We start from the raw sequence: 16,666 nt of genomic DNA, 5'->3' as shown, positions 1-16,666 counted from the left end.
GCGGAAGCCCGGGTTTCGCGGCAGGTCCCCCGGACCCGCCGGGAAGCCGACACGTCGCGCGGAGTGTCCGCAGCGCTGGGGGCTGCCCTTCTGCTGAACCGGCCTTGCGTGAACACACCCTCGGGGGTTCACGTGAGTGATCCGCGCGTGCGTGGCCAAGGGGATTTCGGGCACGGACGAGCGGGACGAGGGTGCGCATGACCAGCGAGGGGACCAAGGTTGTCGAGGCCGTGCCGGACGCACGGGAGCTGCGGCAGCTGCTGGCGGGTCTGACGGCCGTACGGGACGGTGACTTCGGCACCCGGCTGCCCGAGGACGCCGCCGGTCTCATGGGCGACATCGCGACCGTGTTCAACGGCATGGTCGATCAGCTGTCCGTGTTCACCTCCGAAGTCACCCGGGTGGCCCGGGAGGTGGGTACCGAGGGGACGCTGGGCGGACAGGCGGAGGTGCCCGGGGTGTCCGGGACCTGGGCCGTCCTCACGGACTCCGTCAACGCCATGGCGGGCAATCTGACCACGCAGGTCCGGGACATCGCCCAGGTGGCGACCGCGGTCGCCAAGGGCGACCTGTCGCAGAAGATCGACGTCCCGGCGCGCGGCGAGATCCTTCAGCTGAAGAACACCGTCAACACGATGGTCGACCAGCTGTCCGCCTTCGCCGACGAGGTCACCCGCGTCGCCCGCGAGGTCGGCACCGAGGGGCGCCTCGGCGGCCAGGCGAAGGTGCCCGGCGTCGCCGGTGTGTGGCGGGACCTGACCGACTCCGTGAACTTCATGGCGGGCAACCTGACCAGCCAGGTCCGCAACGTCGCCCAGGTGACGACGGCGGTGGCCAAGGGCGACCTCTCGCAGAAGATCACCGTGGACGCCCGGGGCGAGATCCTGGAGCTGAAGAGCACCATCAACACGATGGTCGACCAGCTGTCCGCCTTCGCCGACGAAGTCACCCGCGTCGCCCGCGAGGTCGGCACCGAAGGCCGCCTCGGCGGCCAGGCCGACGTCAAGGGCGTCAAGGGCACCTGGCGTGACCTCACCGACTCGGTGAACTCGATGGCGGGCAACCTGACCAACCAGGTCCGCAACGTCGCGCATGTGGCGACCGCCGTCGCCAAGGGCGACCTCTCGCAGAAGATCACGGTCGATGCCCGGGGCGAGATCCTGGAGCTGAAGACCACCATGAACACGATGGTCGACCAGCTGTCCGCCTTCGCCGACGAAGTCACCCGCGTCGCCCGCGAGGTCGGCACCGAAGGCCGCCTCGGCGGCCAGGCCGACGTCAAGGGCGTCTCGGGCACCTGGAAGGACCTCACCGACAACGTCAACGTGATGGCGTCGAACCTGACCGGGCAGGTGCGCTCCATCGCGCAGGTCGCCGCCGCCGTGGCCCGGGGCGATCTGTCCCGCAAGATCACGGTGGAGGCCGAGGGCGAGATCGCGGCCCTGGCCGACGTGATCAACACCATGGTCGACACGCTCTCCGCGTTCGCCGACGAGGTCACGCGCGTGGCCCGCGAGGTCGGCACCGAGGGCCGCCTCGGCGGCCAGGCCCATGTGCCGAACGTGGCGGGTACGTGGAAGGACCTCACCGACAACGTCAACTCCATGGCGGACAACCTGACCGGGCAGGTGCGCAACATCGCGCTGGTGACGACCGCGGTGGCCCGGGGCGATCTGTCGAAGAAGATCGACGTCGACGCGCGCGGCGAGATCCTGGAGCTGAAGACGACCATCAACACGATGGTCGACCAGCTGTCCGCCTTCGCCGACGAAGTCACCCGCGTCGCCCGCGAGGTCGGCACCGAGGGCCGCCTCGGCGGCCAGGCCGAGGTGGAGGGCGTCTCCGGCACCTGGAAGCGGCTGACGGAGAACGTCAACGAGCTGGCGGGCAACCTGACCCGGCAGGTGCGGGCGATCGGCGCCGTGGCCAGCGCCGTCGCCGAGGGCGATCTGACCCGGTCCATCACCGTGGAGGCGTCCGGCGAGGTCGCCGAGCTCAAGGACAACATCAACTCCATGGTGGAGTCCTTGCGCGAGACCACCCGGGCCAACCAGGAGCAGGACTGGCTGAAGACCAATGTGGCGCGGATCTCCTCCCTGCTCCAGGGGCACCGGGACCTGCCGGTGGTGGCAGAGCTGATCATGGAGGAGCTGACGCCGCTGGTGTCGGCCCAGTACGGCGCCTTCTACCTCGCCGAGGACGGGGCGCGCGGCCCCGAGCTGCGGCTGGTCGGCTCCTACGGCCGGGCCGAGGACGACGTCCGGCCCACCCGCTTCGCCTTCGGCCGCTCGCTGGTCGGCCAGGCCGCCCACAGCCGCCGTACCATCTCCGTCGGCGACCTGCCCCCGGGGTACGTCACCATCTCCTCCGGGCTGGGACAGGCCGTTCCGCGTGCGCTGATCCTGCTGCCGATCCTGTTCGAGGACCAGGTCCTCGGGGTCATCGAGCTGGCGTCGCTCACCGCGTTCACCCCGGTCCACCAGGACTTCCTGGAACAGCTGCGCGAGGCCCTCGGTGTCAACGTCAACACGATCGTGGCGAACGCCCGTACCGACGAGCTGCTGGAGGAGTCCCAGCGGCTGACGGCCGAACTCCAGGCCCGATCCGCCGAGTTGCAGTCCCAGCAGGACGAGCTGCAGCGCTCCAACGCCGAGCTGGAGGACAAGGCATCGCTGCTGGCGGACCAGAACCGCGACATCGAGGCGAAGAACCTCCAGATCGAACAGGCGCGGCGGGAACTGGAGGCACGGGCTCAGCAGTTGTCGCTGGCCTCGAAGTACAAGTCGGAGTTCCTGGCGAACATGAGCCACGAGCTGCGCACCCCGCTCAACAGCCTGCTCATCCTCGCCCAGTTGCTGGCGCAGAACCCCTCGCGCAACCTCACGCCGAAGCAGGTCGAGTACGCGGGAATCATCCACTCGGCCGGCAGCGACCTGCTGCAACTCATCAACGACATCCTCGACCTGTCGAAGGTCGAGGCGGGCAAGATGGACGTCACTCCCGAGCGGGTGCCGCTGGACCGGCTCATCGAGTACGTGGAAGCCACGTTCCGGCCCATGACCACGCAGAAGGGCCTGGAGTTCGACGTCAGCACCGCGGCCGGTACGCCCGCGGACCTGCTCACCGACGACTCCCGGCTGCGGCAGATCCTGCGCAACCTGCTCTCCAACGCGGTGAAGTTCACCGAGCAGGGCAGCGTGGAGCTGGCCATCGAGTCCGCCACGGACGACGAGGTGCCCGAGGGTGTCGTACGGGGCGGCGCCGTCGTGGCCTTCCGGGTCAAGGACACCGGCATCGGCATCTCGGAGCAGCACCTGGAGTCGATCTTCGGTGCCTTCCAGCAGGCGGACGGCACCACGAGCCGCAAGTACGGCGGCACCGGTCTGGGCCTGTCCATCACCCGCGAGATCGCCCATCTCCTGGGCGGTGCCGTGGTGGTGGACAGCACGCCGGGCCGGGGCACCACCTTCACGCTCTTCCTGCCGGTGGCCCGCCCCGACTTCGAGCGGCTGCCGGGCGGCGGCCGCCGCGTCGAGCAGGCGCCGGACGCACCGGCCGCCGTCACCGGTCCGGTGGCCGGGACCGTGCAGGCGGCCGGTCCGGCCCGGCAGCACCCGCGGCGGCTGCTCGTCGTCGAGGAGCGTTCCCGCGGGCTGCTGACCCTGGTCGCCGAGAGTGTGGTCGCGGATCTGTCCCGGCTCGGCGCGGACGACGGCACCGCGCTGCCCGCGGTGGACGTCATCACCGCGGTGGGGGCGCAGGAGGCGGCGGGCGCGCTGGCGGCCAGGCCCTGCCACTGCGTCGTCCTGGACCTCGACATGCCCGAGGGCGAGGCGGACCGGTTCCTGACGGCGCTGCGCAGCGACTCGGGGCTGACGGGTGTGCCCGTGCTCGTGCACGGCGGCCACCGTGCCGACGCGGGCTCGGGCGAGCTGCTGCGGCGGTACCGGGACGACGGGTCCGTGGAGTTCCTCTCCGGCCTGGACGAACTGCGCGAACGCATCGTCCTGCACCTGTCGGCCGAGGAACCCGGGGATGTGCTCTCCCTCGTACGGCCCGAGGAACCCCATGACCTCGCGCCGCCCGTCGACACCGGTTTCCGGGGCCGTACGGTCCTGGTCGTCGACGACGACGCGCGCAACCTCTTCGCGCTCAGCGGGATACTGGAGATGTACGGCTTCCAGGTGCTGCACGCGGAGAACGGGCGCAAGGGCATCGACACCCTGCTCGGCAACCCCGGCATCGCACTGGTGCTGATGGATGTGATGATGCCGGAGATGGACGGCTACACGGCCACCGCGGAGATCCGCAAGCTGCCCCGGTACGCCGATCTGCCGATCATCGCCGTCACCGCGAAGGCGATGCCCGGTGACCGGGAGAAGTCCCTGGCGTCGGGGGCGAGCGACTACGTCACCAAGCCCGTGGACGCGCACGACCTGATCGCCTGTGTCCGACGCTGGCTGTCCGCGTGAGCGAGCGAGCACCCTTCAGCCGAGGAGCATCCGCATCGTGAGCACCACCGAAGAACCGCACGGGCCGCGGGAGGCCGGGCCCCGCCCGGAGCCGTCCGCGGCCGCCCTGCCGGCCGCCCGCGGCGCCTCGGCGCCGCCGGACCTGCCCGGCCCCGCACCGGCCCCGCCCGGCCCGGTCGCCCCCGCGTCGCCCGCCTCGTCGGCGTCGCCCGTCGGCAGGCTGGCCGCCACCGTGGAGCGGCTGCGCCGCGAGGTGCGCAGCGCGCAGGCGGAGGCGGAGGGCCGGGCCCTGGTCGAGATGGCCAAGGGCATCCTGGTCGAGCGGCTCGGGTGCGGCCCGGCGCAGGCGGCCCGGCAACTCGCCGAGCTGACCGCGCAGGCCGGGACGACGACGCTGGAGTTCGCGGTCGAGGTCATCAACCAGGCCGCCCGGGACCGGCTGGCGGAGGTCACGGACGCCTTCCTGGCCGCCGCCGGGGGCGCGGTGGAGCGCGACACCGCCGCCGTACGGCTGCGGGCGGCCGAGAGCGGGGCGCTGGCGGCCGACGACACCCAGGCCGTCGCCGACTCCCTGCTGGAGCACGCGCTGCGTCCGCTGGGCGCGGTGGCCGTGGCCGTGTGGGCGGCGGGCGCCGACGGCTCGCTGACCCTCGTCGGCAGCGCCGGGTTCCCCCCGGCGGAAGCCACCCGGTGGCGGTACGTCCCGCCGGAGGTGGCGACGGTGGCACGCCGCGCCCTGACCGAGCGGGCCGGTCAGTGGCTGTCCTCGCTCTCCGGAACGGGGCTGCCGACCGTGGGCCGGCACGCGCACCCGGACGGCGGCCGGGTCGCGGTCCCCGCGGGCACCGGCGGCCGCATCCACGGCGTGCTGGAGATCGCCTGGCCGGAACCGCTCGAACCCCAGCCGCCGCAGATCGTCCGGCAGGTGGACGCCCTGGCCGAGCTGTGCGCGCACACCCTGGAGACGTACACGCTGCACCGGGACGCGGGACACGAGGCGGGGATCCTGCCGCCCACCGCCGAACTGATGGACCTGGCGGACGGGTTGCACGATCCCGCCCTGGTCCTGGTCCCGCACGTCGACGGCTCGGGGCAGCTGGTCGACTTCCGCATCCAGCACGTCAACGGCCGCTTCCTCGACCCGGCGGGCCGCCCCCGCGCGGTGGTCAACGGCGCGCTGCTGCTGGAGGCGTACCCCATGGCCGCGGGCAGGAGCGAGCTGTTCCAGCGGGTGGAGCGGGTGTGGGCCACGGGCGAGCCGTTCCGGGCCCGGCGCATGCAGTTGATGTCGCTGGTCGACCAGGTGCCGCTGTCGACGGTCGCGGACATCAGCATCAGCCGGCACGGCAGCAGCGTCCTGCTGCTCTGGCGCATCGAGGACGAGACGGCGCGGCTGGCGAGCCTCCTCCAGCACGCCCAGCGCCTGGGCCGTATCGGCGGCTTCGAGGAGAACCTGCTCACCGGGGAGATCACCTGGAACGACCAGTTGTTCCACCTGTACGGGCGTGAGCCGGTCGGATCGCCGGTCCCGCTGGAGGAGTTGCCCCAGCACGCGCACTCCGACGACGCGGTGCCGCTCGGCCGGTTCCTGCGGACCGTGCTGCACCAGCGCAGGCCGGCCTCCGCGGCGTTCCGTCTGCAACGGCCAGACGGCGTGACCCGGCACATCCGGGTGGTCGCGGAGCCGGTGCTGGACACCGACGGCCGGCTGTTCGCCGTCCGGGGCGCCTACCAGGACATCTCCGCCCAGCACTGGACGGAGGTCGCGCTCGCCGCCACCCGGGACCAGCTCGCCCACACCGAGCAGCAGGCGACCGAGCGCAACCGGCTGACCCTGCAATTGCAGCACGCCATCATGCCGCCGACACAGGCTCCGCTTCAGGTGTCGGGGCTGGAGATCGCCGTGCGCTACCGGCCGGCGGAGACCGAGCACCTGGTGGGCGGCGACTGGTACGACACCGTGGTGCTGCCGTCCGGGCTGGTGCTGCTGTGCGTGGGCGACGTCGCCGGGCACGGCATCGAGGCCGCCACCAGCATGGTGGTGCTGCGCAACGCCCTGCGCGGGCTCGCCGTGACCGGGGCGGGTCCCGGCCAGCTCCTGTCGTGGCTGAACATCGTGGCGCACCATCTCACGGGCGCGGTCACCGCCACCGCGGTGTGCGCGCTGTACGACCAGGACCGCCGTGTCCTGCGGTGGGCGCGGGCGGGGCACCTTCCGCCCGTGCTGGTCCGCGGTCCGGAGGCCGCTCCCCTGCCCCTCATCAAGGGCCTGCTGCTGGGCGCGGTGCCCGACGCCGTGTACGAGGAGGCGGAGCTGGAGCTGGCGTCCGGTGACACCGTGCTGATGTACACCGACGGGCTGATCGAACGCCGGGACCGGAGCGTGGAGGAGTCCCTGGCCCACCTGCTGGCCACGGCCCGGACGGCGCCGAGGACGCTGGACCAGCAGCTCGACCGCCTGCTGACCTACAGCAAGTCGGACACGGACGACGACACCTGCGTGGTCGGCACCCGGGTGGTGTAGCCCGGCACGGCGGTCTCACGCGCCTCCGGGAGCCGGCCTCCCGGGGTGTCTCACCTCCGCTCCCCCGCGTCCACCGGCTCCGGGGCGATCGTGCCCGCCGGGTCGGCGCGGGCGCGCGGGGGCCGGGTGGCCGGGCGGTGCTGGGGCCCGGTCAGCGGACCGGCGAGCGCCGTGGTGAAGAGAGCCATCAGGGCGAGCAGCGCGTAGAGCCTCGGACCGATCAGGTGGGCCTGCAAACCCGCGTTCAGCACGATGAGTTCGGTCAGTCCGCGGGTGTTGAGCAGAACGCCGACCAGCAGGGACTCGCGCCAGGGCAGGCGGGCGCCGGTCCGGGCGGCGAGCGCGCCCGAGGCCACTTTGCCGACGACCGCCGCGGCGCAGAGCACGAGCAGCAGCACGATGTCCCGGGCACGCAGTGCGCTCAGCTCCACCGACATCCCCGAGACCGTGAAGAACACCGGCAGCAGCAGGCCGCCGGTCTCCCGGAGGGGGCCCGGCAACCGGCTGTCCTGGACGCCGTCGCGCCGTCGGGGCATGAGGGCACCGGCCAGCAGCGCGCCGAAGATCACATGCAGCCCGAGCGCGCTGGTCGCCCAGGCCGAGGCCAGCGCCAGCGCGGTGGCGACGGGCACCGGGTCGGTCGGCGGGGAGACCGGCCGGTTCGTCCACCACACCAGCACGGGCCGTACGGCGAGCACCATCACCAGGATGTAGGCCGCCAGCAGCGCGACCCTGGTGAACCACGTGGTCAGGGAGCCGCCGCCGGCCAGGCACAGGGCGAGCACCGGCCAGCTCAGGACGTCGATGACACCGGCGGCGGCCAGGGCGATCACGGCCGGCCGGCTTCCGGCCAGTCCCTGATCCGTGATGATCCCGGCCAGTACGGGTACCGCCGTGATGGACAGGGCGACCGCCATGTAGAGCGTGAAGGCGGTGTCGACCGGGCGGCCCGCGTTGACGGAGCGGAAGGCTCCCGGGAGGAGTACGACGAGACCGGCGCCGGTCAGCATCGGGACCGCGAACCCGCTCAGCGCGACCACGGTCACCGCGCGGCGGTGGCGGAACCGGCCGAGGTCGAGTTCATGGCCGACGGCGAACAGGAAGAGCACCAGGGCGACTTGTGCCAGCGCCGTCAGGACCGGTGCGATCCGGGCGGGGAACAGGGCGTCGTGGACTCCGCCCGGCACCAGCCCGAGCAGGCTCGGGCCGAGGGCGACACCGGCCAGCAACTGCCCGATGACGGCGGGCTGGCGGAGCTTTCGGGCCGCTGCTCCGAGGAGTTGGGCGGCCGTGATCACCACGGCGAGGGCCGCGACGACATGTGTGACCATCGAGTCGGTGCTCACCGGCATCCCTTCGCTCGCGCGACGACGAACTCCCTCCCCCAGGGGGTGCGTCGGCCGCCGGTTGCCCGGTCGGCGTTTCGTGCGTGCGTTGTACCTCCTCCCGCAGCCGGGTGGCCATCAGGGAGCCGTGTCCCCGACCGGACAGGTCCATGTCGCGGTCGGGACTGTCGGAGTCGGCTCGGCGGGCGGGCGGTCGGCCGTGCGGTGCGTTCCGCCCGGGTGAGCGCCGTCCCGGAGGACACCGGCGACGGCAGCCCGCATGCTGGAGGAGACTCTGTCCGCTTGTGTTCGGGAGGACACCATGATGATGGCGAAGCGCAGTTCCTCCGGGAAGAAGGAGCCGGCCGCGGGCGACGAGGTCGCCTGGCGGAGCCACGGCAGCGAGACCACGGGCCGGGTGGAGAAGAAGATCACCGAGCGGACCGAGGCCGCAGGCCGCACGGTGGACGCTTCTCCGGAAGAGCCGCAGTACCAGGTCCGCAGCGACAGGAGCGGGCGGTCGGCCGTCCACAAGCCGTCGGCCCTGAAGCGGAAGAAGTGACGAAGCGGCGGCCGTCCGGGCCGGGGCGTCAGGCGTCGCGGCGGACGATCGAGGTGTTCAGGACGGTGGCGAACAGGCACCACGCCGCGTAGGGGACCAGGGGCCGGGCGGCCGTGGCTCCGGCTCCGGCTCCGGCTTCGAGGGCGGCGGTGAGCGCCGCCGCCGCCGCTGTGGCTCCGTGGCGGCACCGTCCGCCGGGCCGTCGTCGCGCGCCGCGGTGTCTGCCGGTCAGCGTCATGTCTCCCGGCCTCCCGGTCCGGTGCCCGGCATCCTGTGCCCGTCCGTCAGGGGGCCGCCAGGTCTCGCAGCACCTCCCGGGCCGCACGGGCGCCCCCGGCGAGGGCTCCCTGGACGGATCCCGTGGCGCGGTGGTCCCCGCAGACGTAGCGGCCGGGCCCGGTGCGGCACGGCCGGGTCAGCGGCCAGGACGGCGGCATGGCGGGCAGGGCGCCCTCGACGGTGCGGGCGACCAGCAGGTCCCAGGCGGTGGCGTCGGTGCCGTACATCTCGGACAGGGCGGCGGCCACGGCGTCCCGTACGGGCGCCGTGTCGCCGCCGAGCACCGAGGTGGCGATCAGGGCGCTGCCGCGCGGGGCGTACTCGGGCGCCACATCGCTGAGGACGCAGGTGTTCAGCACGCGGCGGCGGGTGTCGACGAGCAGCAGGGGGCGGCCCAGCGGGGAGCGGTCCGCGACGTGGTAGTACGTGGTGACGGTGCGGTGGGCGGATACGTCCAGGCCGGGCAGCAGTCGCGCGGCGGCGGCGGCGCCGGTCGCCACGACGACGGCGCGGGCCGGCAGCTCCGTGCCGTCGGCCGTGACCACTGCCCCCTCGGCCAGGCGGGCCACGGGGGTGCCGAGCCGTACGGTGCCCTCGGGCAGCGCCGCGGCCAGGGCGCGCGGCACGGACTGCACCCCGAAGGCCGGCAGGCACAGCGCGCCGCGCAGCATGCTGCGCCACACCAGGTGGAACACCCGGCTGGAGGTCTCCAACGCGTCCTCCAGGAAGACGCCGGAGAGGAACGGCCGGAAGAAGTCCTCCACGAACGCGTCGGAGAAGCCCGCGGCGGCCAGCGCGGCACGGGTGGTGCGCTCGGGCGCGTGTTTCAGCGTACGGGCCGGGGCCAGGGCGTCGCGGGCGCCGAGCGCGGCCAGGGCCGCCAGGTCGCGCGGCCGCGCGAGCCGCCCGGTCAGCAGGGACGTCACCGTGTCGGGACGGCGGCGGGGGTCGGCCAGCAGCACCCGGCGGTCGCCGGTGTGCACCAGGACGCCCGGCAGGAAGGGGCGCGGGGCGAGGAAGCGGGCGGGCAGGCGGCGCCTCAGCTGCGGGTAGGCCGGGTTGACGACCTGGAATCCGCGGTCCACCGTGAAGCCGTCCAGGCGGTCGGTCCGCATCCGCCCGCCCACCGCGTCACCGGCCTCCAATACCGTGACGCCGAGTCCGGCCGCGGCCAGGTCGCGGGCGCACGCCAGCCCGGCCACCCCCGCGCCCACCACGACGACGTCCGCGACCACCGGTCCGTCCGCCACGGACACCACCTCTCCTCGTTGCTCGACGGCCGTCCTGGGACACTTCCCCGTCGGCCGCCGCCGCAGGTGCGGCGGCACCTGAACGGCGCAACGCCGGTGACGCTTCCGGGGGCAGCAGGGCGAGCGCCAGGGACGGCGCGAGCCGGTGGACGAGCGTGGCCGGGAGGAAGCGCCGGGTGCGCCGGGTTCAGTGTGGTCGGCCGAACAGCCGGGATCCGAGCGGGTGTCGGCGGTCGAAGCCGGGGAGGATCAGGAACGTCGCTCCGGCGGTCGTGGTGGTGAAGCGCAGCAGTGCGTCGGAGGTGTCCATGTGGGTGAGGGTGGCGGTGAAGGTCCGCAGGTCGTTCTGGAAGCTGATGAAGAGCAGGCCGGGTGCGGGGTCGTCGATGCTGTAGGAGCGGCGGAGCATGAGGCCGGTGCCGACCACGGCGGGGTTGGCCCTGCGCGCGTGGGCGTCCGCGGGGACGAGATAGCGGCCGTCCGCCGTCTTGGCGCCGAGGTCCGGCCCCGCGGTGACGGGACCGCCCGAAAGGGGGGTGCCGTCGGCCCTGTGCCGCCCGAAGACCGCTTCCTGCCCGGCGACGGACAGGGCCGCGAAGCGCGGCAGATCGAGTTCCATGCGCCGCAGCACGGCGAGGGTGCCACCGGCGACCTCGGGCGGCCCGGCCAGCCACAGGTCGCGCTGTTGTTCGGCGGCCGTGTGCGGGCCCACGATGCCGTCGATGAAGCCCAGCGGGTTGCGGGGCGCGGCCAGGCCGTTGCCCAGGGGCACGTCCGCACCGCGGCGTGCGGACTGCCGCCAGCGTTCGCGCAGACGTGCGCCGGCCTGGTCCAGGAGCGCGGCGGCGGCGACCGGGAGGAGCAGCGCGTCACCGGCGCAGATCTGCATCAGCAGGTCGCCGCCGCGTGCTCGCGGGGCGATCCGCTCGCGGGAGAATTCCGGGAGGTCCGTCGCGCCGGGCAGTGCGGCACCGGCCGTGCGCACCAGGCGCGGGCCGACGCCGACGGTCACGGTGAGGTCGCCCGGCGGCAGGCCCAGCAGGCGCGGGTCGGTGCCCGCGGCGAGGGCGCTGACGGTCTGTCCGAGTTCGGCCAGCAGCGGGCCGGGAGACACGTCGGGGGCGAGGTCGGCCACCACGGCGAGCAGGTTGCGCTGGGCCGTCCGGGGAAAGGTGATGCCCGCCTGGTGGCGGCCCGTCGCCGGAACCGGCACGGGGGTGGCCGACGCGGAGGGGGCGCTCCGGCCCGGCCGGTTGGGGTCCGGTGTGCACCCGCTGGTCAGTCCGGCGGCCACCATGGCACCGGTGACGTCGAGGAACCTGCGGCGCGACGGGTGGGGGGCGGCTCGGCGCATGGAGCGAGGGTGCCACACCGAGAGCTCGCGCGCCGGTGAACCGCCATACTGCGGCGCGCGGTTGGGGCACCGTGCCAGACTGGCCCCATGCCTCGATCAGCTCTTCGCTTACTGGCTGCCGTCCTGGTCACGCTGTCCCTCACGGCCGGTTGCGGCGGTGGCGGCGGCGGGTCGGACAAGGGCCGGCGGCCGACCGGTGCGCGGGTGACGATCCGGGTGCCCGCCGATGCCCCGACGATCTCGTCCGCGGTGTCGCTGGCCCGGCCCGGCGACCTGGTGCTGGTCTCCGCGGGGGTGTACCACGAGTCGGTGCGGATCGGCACGGCACGTGTCACGCTGCGCGGTGTGTCCCGGGACAAGGTCGTCATCGACGGCCGGCTGCGGCAGCCGAACGGCGTGGTCGTCGCGGCCCCCGGGGTGGCCGTGCAGAACCTGACCGTGGAGAACAACACGCAGAACGGCGTCCTGGTCACCGGTTCGGCGAAGGCGGCCGCCGGGATGCCGGGGCGCAGCGGTGGCTACGACACCGGCGAGGAGCCCGTCACCTTCCTGAAGTCGTTCCTGGTCTCGTACGTGACCGCGACCCGCAACGGCCTGTACGGCATCTACGCGTTCTCCGCGCAGAACGGTGTGATCGAGCACTCGTACGCGTCGGGCGCGGCCGACTCGGGGATCTACGTCGGGCAGTGCAAGCCCTGCCGCATCGTGGTGCGTGACAACGTCGCCGAGCTGAACGCGGTCGGCTATGAGGGCACCAACGCCGGTGGAGACATGTATGTGGTCGGCAACCGGCTGGCCGGCAACCGGGTCGGGCTCACCACCGACTCCGACCACCAGGAGAAGCTGCTCCCGCAGCGAAGTGCCGTGATCGCGGGCAATCTGATCGCCGCCAATCAGCAGACGGCCACGCCGCAGCAGGCCGACGGCGGGTGGGGCATCGGTATCGGCGTCGACGGCGGCAGCGACAACGAGTTCACGCGCAATCGCGTCATCGGCAACAGCGGCGCCGGGCTGGTGCTGACCGCTTCGGCCGACCTGCCTCCGGTCGGCAACCGGATCGTGGAGAACACCTTCGGCGGCAACGGTGTCGACGTCGGCTGGACGTTCCCCACCGCCGCGCGGGGGCGGGGCAACTGCCTGCGGGGCAACACGCTGCGTACCACCGTGCCCGCCCGGCTCGCGGTGACCGCGGCCTGTCCGCGTCCGGCCGGGTCGCTCTCCCCCGCCGGCGCGTGGACGGCGCCGACGGCACCCGGCGGCATCCCGTTCACCGAGGTCGCGGCGCCGGGCCCGCAGCCGCAGTTCCCCCGGGCCGCCACCGCGGGCGCCACCGCCGTCCCCGCCGTTCCGGCCCTGCCGAGGACGGCGGACGTCCCCCTGCCGCCGGTGTCGCTGCTCGCCGCGAACGCGCGGGTGCGGGTGTCCTGAGCGGCGGCTACCGGCTCGCCGCGGCTCCGGTCACCGGCGCGACCGGAACGTACCGGTGGGTGTCGAAGTCGATGTCCACCGGCTGCGGCTCGGACCCCACGCTGACGCGGACCCGGTACATGGTGCCGTCCGGGCCGAGCCAGTAGCGCACGTTGCCCGCCGTGCCGGAGCGGTGCCCGGCGGACGGCCCGGTCATGATGTCCACCCGGTGGCCGCCCACCTCGTCCCGGCCCTGCCAGGCGGCGCCGTTCTGCGGCAGCAGTTCGGCGTTGTCCGGCCGGTCGCTGCCCAGGCCGAGCGCGATCGCCAGCGAGCTGTCGAGCGCGCTGCCGGACGCCAGCAGCGGGCGGCGGTACCAGTCCGAGCGGGGCGGCACCGCGGGGGCGTACGCCGGAGCGTTCGCCATCGGGTGGACGGACACCGAGGTGGCCGTCCACCCGATCAGCCCGTCGCTGGAGGTGCCGCGCCCGGTGCCGCGCACCACGCCGTAGCCGGCCTTGCCCCGGTAGTCGACGGACGCCGTGACGGTCAGCGCTCCGGCGGTGCCCGGCACGGTGATGGTCACGGCGCGCCCGTGCGCCTGGTAGTTGCGGAACCGCGTGATCGCCAGCCGGTTCGACTCGTCCGAGGTCAGCGCGCGCGGCCCGCCGGGGCCGGAGCCGCCGCCGGTGAACAGGAACCCGGCCACGGCGGCCACCACGGCGACCGCCAGGCCGACGACGACGGCGACGGTCCGGCGTGACCACCGCCATCGGCGTCGGTCGGCCGCACGGTCCGGTGGAGCCTGCCGGCTTCTGACGCTCCGCGTGCGGCTCGACGCTGACACTCTTCGCCTCATCCCTTCTTCGCTCGCCGCTGCCTCACCGCCGGGCGGTCACGGCGCCGCCCGACGGTCGGCAGCTCGCTGTCGGCCAGGTGACTCAGTGTTTGCGCAGGCGCCGCCGGCTCACGAACGCGACGACCAGGCCGCTGCCCACCAGCAGTCCGACGAGGGCGATCATCTGCGGTACCCCGGACATACCGGTGTGCGCCATCGAGCCCGGACCTCCGTCGGCCGGGGCCGGGTTGTTCGCGGGCGGTGCGGCGGACGGCGGCACGGAAGCCGGCGGCGAGGCCGGGACGTGCGACGGGGTGGCGGTCGGCGACGGAGTCGGGGTGGGACTCGGGCTCGGTTCCGCCTTCGGGATGTACACCCCGGCGTCGATCGTGTGATCGACGCCCCCGGGCCTGTCCGGTGCCGTGACCGGTGCGCGGCCGTCGCACAGGGGGCCGGTGGTCGGCGGGGTCACATCGGAGTCGTGCGCGCGGTCGGCACCGGCCCGCGGGAGGGTGAACCTCAGCTCGCTCGCGGGGGGTTGCTCGGGCACCTGGCCGGTGTCCGCGGTGCACACGTCGAACCGGACCGTGTATTTCGCGCCCGGTGTGAGCTGGTAGTCGGCGCCGACGCCACCGAAGTAGTACTCGCCGGCGGCATCGGTCCTGGTCGTCGCGACCTGTTTGCCGTCCGCGTCCAGCAGGTCGATCGTCGCCCCTGGCAGCAGTACGTGCCCCGGGTCCTGGATGCCGTTGTGGTCGCCGTCGAACCACACGACGTTGCCGATCTGGACCGGCGCGTTGGCCGCGGCGTACGCGATGTCACCGAGCCCGCCCGCCTTGCCGAAACCGCCTTGTTCCTGGCTCACGAACTGGAAGCCGTTGGCGGTCGGGTTGTTGCCCGGTCCCTGACCGGTCGTGATGTCGTGGTATCCCGTCCCGGAGGTCGCCACGTGCACGACCGGGTCGAACTCCGTGCTGGCGACCCACTGCTGCTGGGGGATGTAGGCCACCGAGCCCAGCGCGGTCTCCTGGTGCGCGTTGGCGTAGAAGTCGCCCGGGAAGTACTCGACGACACCGGCTGCCTGGCCGCCGCTGTCGGCGGGAGTGGCGTGGTCGGGGCAGCTTCCGGTGCCTTCCCACTGGTACTCGCCGGTGGCGGTGGCGCAGACCATGGTGATGTCACCGCCGGACATGCCGTTCTCCGCGGTGTCGTTCCCCGGGCGCGGGTCCAGTCCGCCCCAGCTGAGCACGTCCATGAACCGGTCGCGGAACCCCAGGACCATGGAGCCGTCGCGGCCGAAGGCGAGGGAGGCCAGCTCCGGCTGCGGGTCGATGAACACGCCGCCCGACTTCCGGTCGTCCCATGAGTCGGGTCGGGTGTTCCACGGGTTCCAGTGGGTGACCCGGTCGCCGGAACCGAAGACGCTGCCGCGTTCCTGCGTGAGCGGGTGGCTGAGCACCGTCGTGAACCGCTTTCCGTCGTAGACGGAGACGACGGCCTTCAGATCGGCGCGCCGCTGCGTGCTCTCCGCGCTGCACACGCCGCCGACGTACAGCGTGTTGTCGTGGACCTGGAGGCCGAACGGCCGCCAGTCGCCGGGGCTCGCGCACCCCGGGTCCGGGATCGGGACCGTCGCCTCGGGTGCCGCGGCGGTGGCGCCTGTCGCGTCGAAGCTCACCAGGCTGCGGGAGCGCAGGTCCACCGCGTAGAGCGTGGCTCCGTCCTCCGACAGGGCCAGGCCGCCGATGCTCTCCTTGCCCGGCGCGTCGGTGAACCCGGGATCCTTGACCAGGTTCGCGGTGTCGTGCCGCGTCACCGCGGCGTCCGGCACCCGCGCGAACAGCCGCGGGCCGCCCGAGCCGTCGACCGGCACCGTGTAGACGGCTCCCCCGCCCTGCGGGCCGTAGGCAGTGTAGCGGCGGGCGAACGCGCTCTGGAACAGCCGGGTCCGGTCCTTGTCGTACGCCAGCCCGAACGTCGTGCCGACCTGGTCCTGCGTGGCCAGCGTGGTCGGGCACGCCGTGTCCGTGGGGCAGGTGCCGCGGACCTTCGTCCCGAACGCCACGAGCGCCCGCTCGTCGGTGCCGTTGGCTCCGTTGTGGACGGGTACGAAGTACCGCGTGTCCGGCAGCGTGTAGTCGGCCGGGTCCCACACCCCCGTGACCACGGAGGCGTCCTTGCCGTCCGACACGTCCACGAACGACGTGAAGCTGTCGAAGTGGTTCTCCGCCGTCGAGGCGGGCGCCGCCCGCAGATGGCCGTCGTACGGCGCCGGAACGCTGACGTCGACGCGGTAACGGCCGCCGCTCAGCACGTCCGAGGCCGGTACCACGACCTTTCCGGTGGCGTCCGTGACGCCGGTGACGTGGTGTCCGGCGGGGTCGGAGACCTCGGCCTTCATGCCCCGCTGGGGCACGTCCATCGTCGCGTTGAGCACGCCGGTGCCGAAGAAGTCGCGCAGCACCTGGACCGTCAGCGTGCCGTCGGCGGCGGCCGAGGCCGGTCCGGACGTCGCTCCCACGGCGCCGCCCGCCAGTAAGAGGACGGACAAGCCCGTTCGCGCCAGCGGATCCCCGAATCTCCAGGCCGACCGGCGTGAGTCTCTTCCGACTCGTTTCATGGCATCACACTCCACGGAAAAGAAAATGGCCCACC

10 protein-coding genes are annotated in these 16,666 nt (G+C 73.3%); 4 read left to right on the top strand and 6 right to left on the bottom strand.

What is annotated here, in order from left to right:
* The first annotated feature begins 197 nt into the window (after positions 1-197).
* Positions 198-4,472, top strand: a complete 4,275-nt coding sequence (locus ACWDYF_RS28475; protein WP_451584309.1) for a HAMP domain-containing protein — start codon at positions 198-200, stop codon at positions 4,470-4,472.
* Positions 4,473-4,509: 37 nt separating this feature from the next.
* Entirely contained in the window at positions 4,510-6,996 is a 2,487-nt protein-coding gene (locus tag ACWDYF_RS28470; RefSeq protein ID WP_389469415.1) for a SpoIIE family protein phosphatase, read from the top strand.
* A 50-nt stretch (positions 6,997-7,046) separates the two neighbouring features.
* Here ACWDYF_RS28470 and ACWDYF_RS28465 read toward each other — a convergent pair whose 3' ends face one another.
* Positions 7,047-8,342, bottom strand: coding sequence for a cation:proton antiporter (locus tag ACWDYF_RS28465; protein WP_389469412.1), 1,296 nt, complete (start codon positions 8,340-8,342; stop codon positions 7,047-7,049).
* 301 nt (positions 8,343-8,643) lie between these two features.
* Here ACWDYF_RS28465 and ACWDYF_RS28460 point away from each other — a divergent pair, with 301 nt between their 5' ends.
* The gene (locus tag ACWDYF_RS28460; protein ID WP_018567837.1) at positions 8,644-8,883 is read left to right on the top strand and encodes a hypervirulence associated TUDOR domain-containing protein; all 240 of its coding nucleotides are present in this window, start codon (positions 8,644-8,646) and stop codon (positions 8,881-8,883) included.
* A gap of 28 nt (positions 8,884-8,911) precedes the next feature.
* On the opposite strand, the gene ACWDYF_RS28455 is transcribed toward ACWDYF_RS28460, so the two are convergent.
* From ACWDYF_RS28455 to ACWDYF_RS28445, 3 genes are all read right to left on the bottom strand, one after another.
* Positions 8,912-9,121, bottom strand: coding sequence for a tryptophan-rich sensory protein (locus tag ACWDYF_RS28455; RefSeq protein ID WP_389469409.1), 210 nt, complete (start codon positions 9,119-9,121; stop codon positions 8,912-8,914).
* Between the two features lie 46 nt (positions 9,122-9,167).
* The gene (locus tag ACWDYF_RS28450; protein WP_381744557.1) at positions 9,168-10,418 is read right to left on the bottom strand and encodes an FAD-dependent oxidoreductase; all 1,251 of its coding nucleotides are present in this window, start codon (positions 10,416-10,418) and stop codon (positions 9,168-9,170) included.
* 181 nt (positions 10,419-10,599) lie between these two features.
* Positions 10,600-11,766 carry a Dyp-type peroxidase gene (locus tag ACWDYF_RS28445; RefSeq protein WP_389469406.1) on the bottom strand — a complete coding sequence of 389 codons (1,167 nt, stop codon included), beginning with the start codon at positions 11,764-11,766 and terminating at the stop codon, positions 10,600-10,602.
* Between the two features lie 87 nt (positions 11,767-11,853).
* On the opposite strand from ACWDYF_RS28445, the gene ACWDYF_RS28440 reads away from it, so the two are divergent.
* Positions 11,854-13,194 carry a right-handed parallel beta-helix repeat-containing protein gene (locus ACWDYF_RS28440; RefSeq protein ID WP_389469404.1) on the top strand — a complete coding sequence of 447 codons (1,341 nt, stop codon included), beginning with the start codon at positions 11,854-11,856 and terminating at the stop codon, positions 13,192-13,194.
* Positions 13,195-13,201: 7 nt separating this feature from the next.
* Here the strand turns inward: ACWDYF_RS28440 and ACWDYF_RS28435 are convergent, their stop codons facing one another.
* Positions 13,202-13,882, bottom strand: a complete 681-nt coding sequence (locus tag ACWDYF_RS28435) for a hypothetical protein (RefSeq protein ID WP_389469400.1) — start codon at positions 13,880-13,882, stop codon at positions 13,202-13,204.
* A gap of 232 nt (positions 13,883-14,114) precedes the next feature.
* Positions 14,115-16,532 carry an SdrD B-like domain-containing protein gene (locus ACWDYF_RS28430; RefSeq protein ID WP_381744619.1) on the bottom strand — a complete coding sequence of 806 codons (2,418 nt, stop codon included), beginning with the start codon at positions 16,530-16,532 and terminating at the stop codon, positions 14,115-14,117.
* Positions 16,533-16,666: the final 134 nt, after the last annotated feature.

The sequence above is a fragment of the Streptomyces sp. NPDC003284 genome (genome assembly GCF_053589675.1).
The sequence above is the reverse complement of the archived record's forward strand: the minus strand, read 5'-3'. Positions and strand labels throughout refer to the sequence as shown.

Coding starts and splice junctions, on each gene's coding strand:
- ACWDYF_RS28445 (WP_389469406.1), bottom strand. CDS start 11,766: ATGCGCCGAGCCGCCCCCCACCCGTCGCGCCGCAGGTTCCTCGACGTC.
- ACWDYF_RS28455 (WP_389469409.1), bottom strand. CDS start 9,121: ATGACGCTGACCGGCAGACACCGCGGCGCGCGACGACGGCCCGGCGGA.
- ACWDYF_RS28460 (WP_018567837.1), top strand. CDS start 8,644: ATGATGATGGCGAAGCGCAGTTCCTCCGGGAAGAAGGAGCCGGCCGCG.
- ACWDYF_RS28475 (WP_451584309.1), top strand. CDS start 198: ATGACCAGCGAGGGGACCAAGGTTGTCGAGGCCGTGCCGGACGCACGG.
- ACWDYF_RS28440 (WP_389469404.1), top strand. CDS start 11,854: ATGCCTCGATCAGCTCTTCGCTTACTGGCTGCCGTCCTGGTCACGCTG.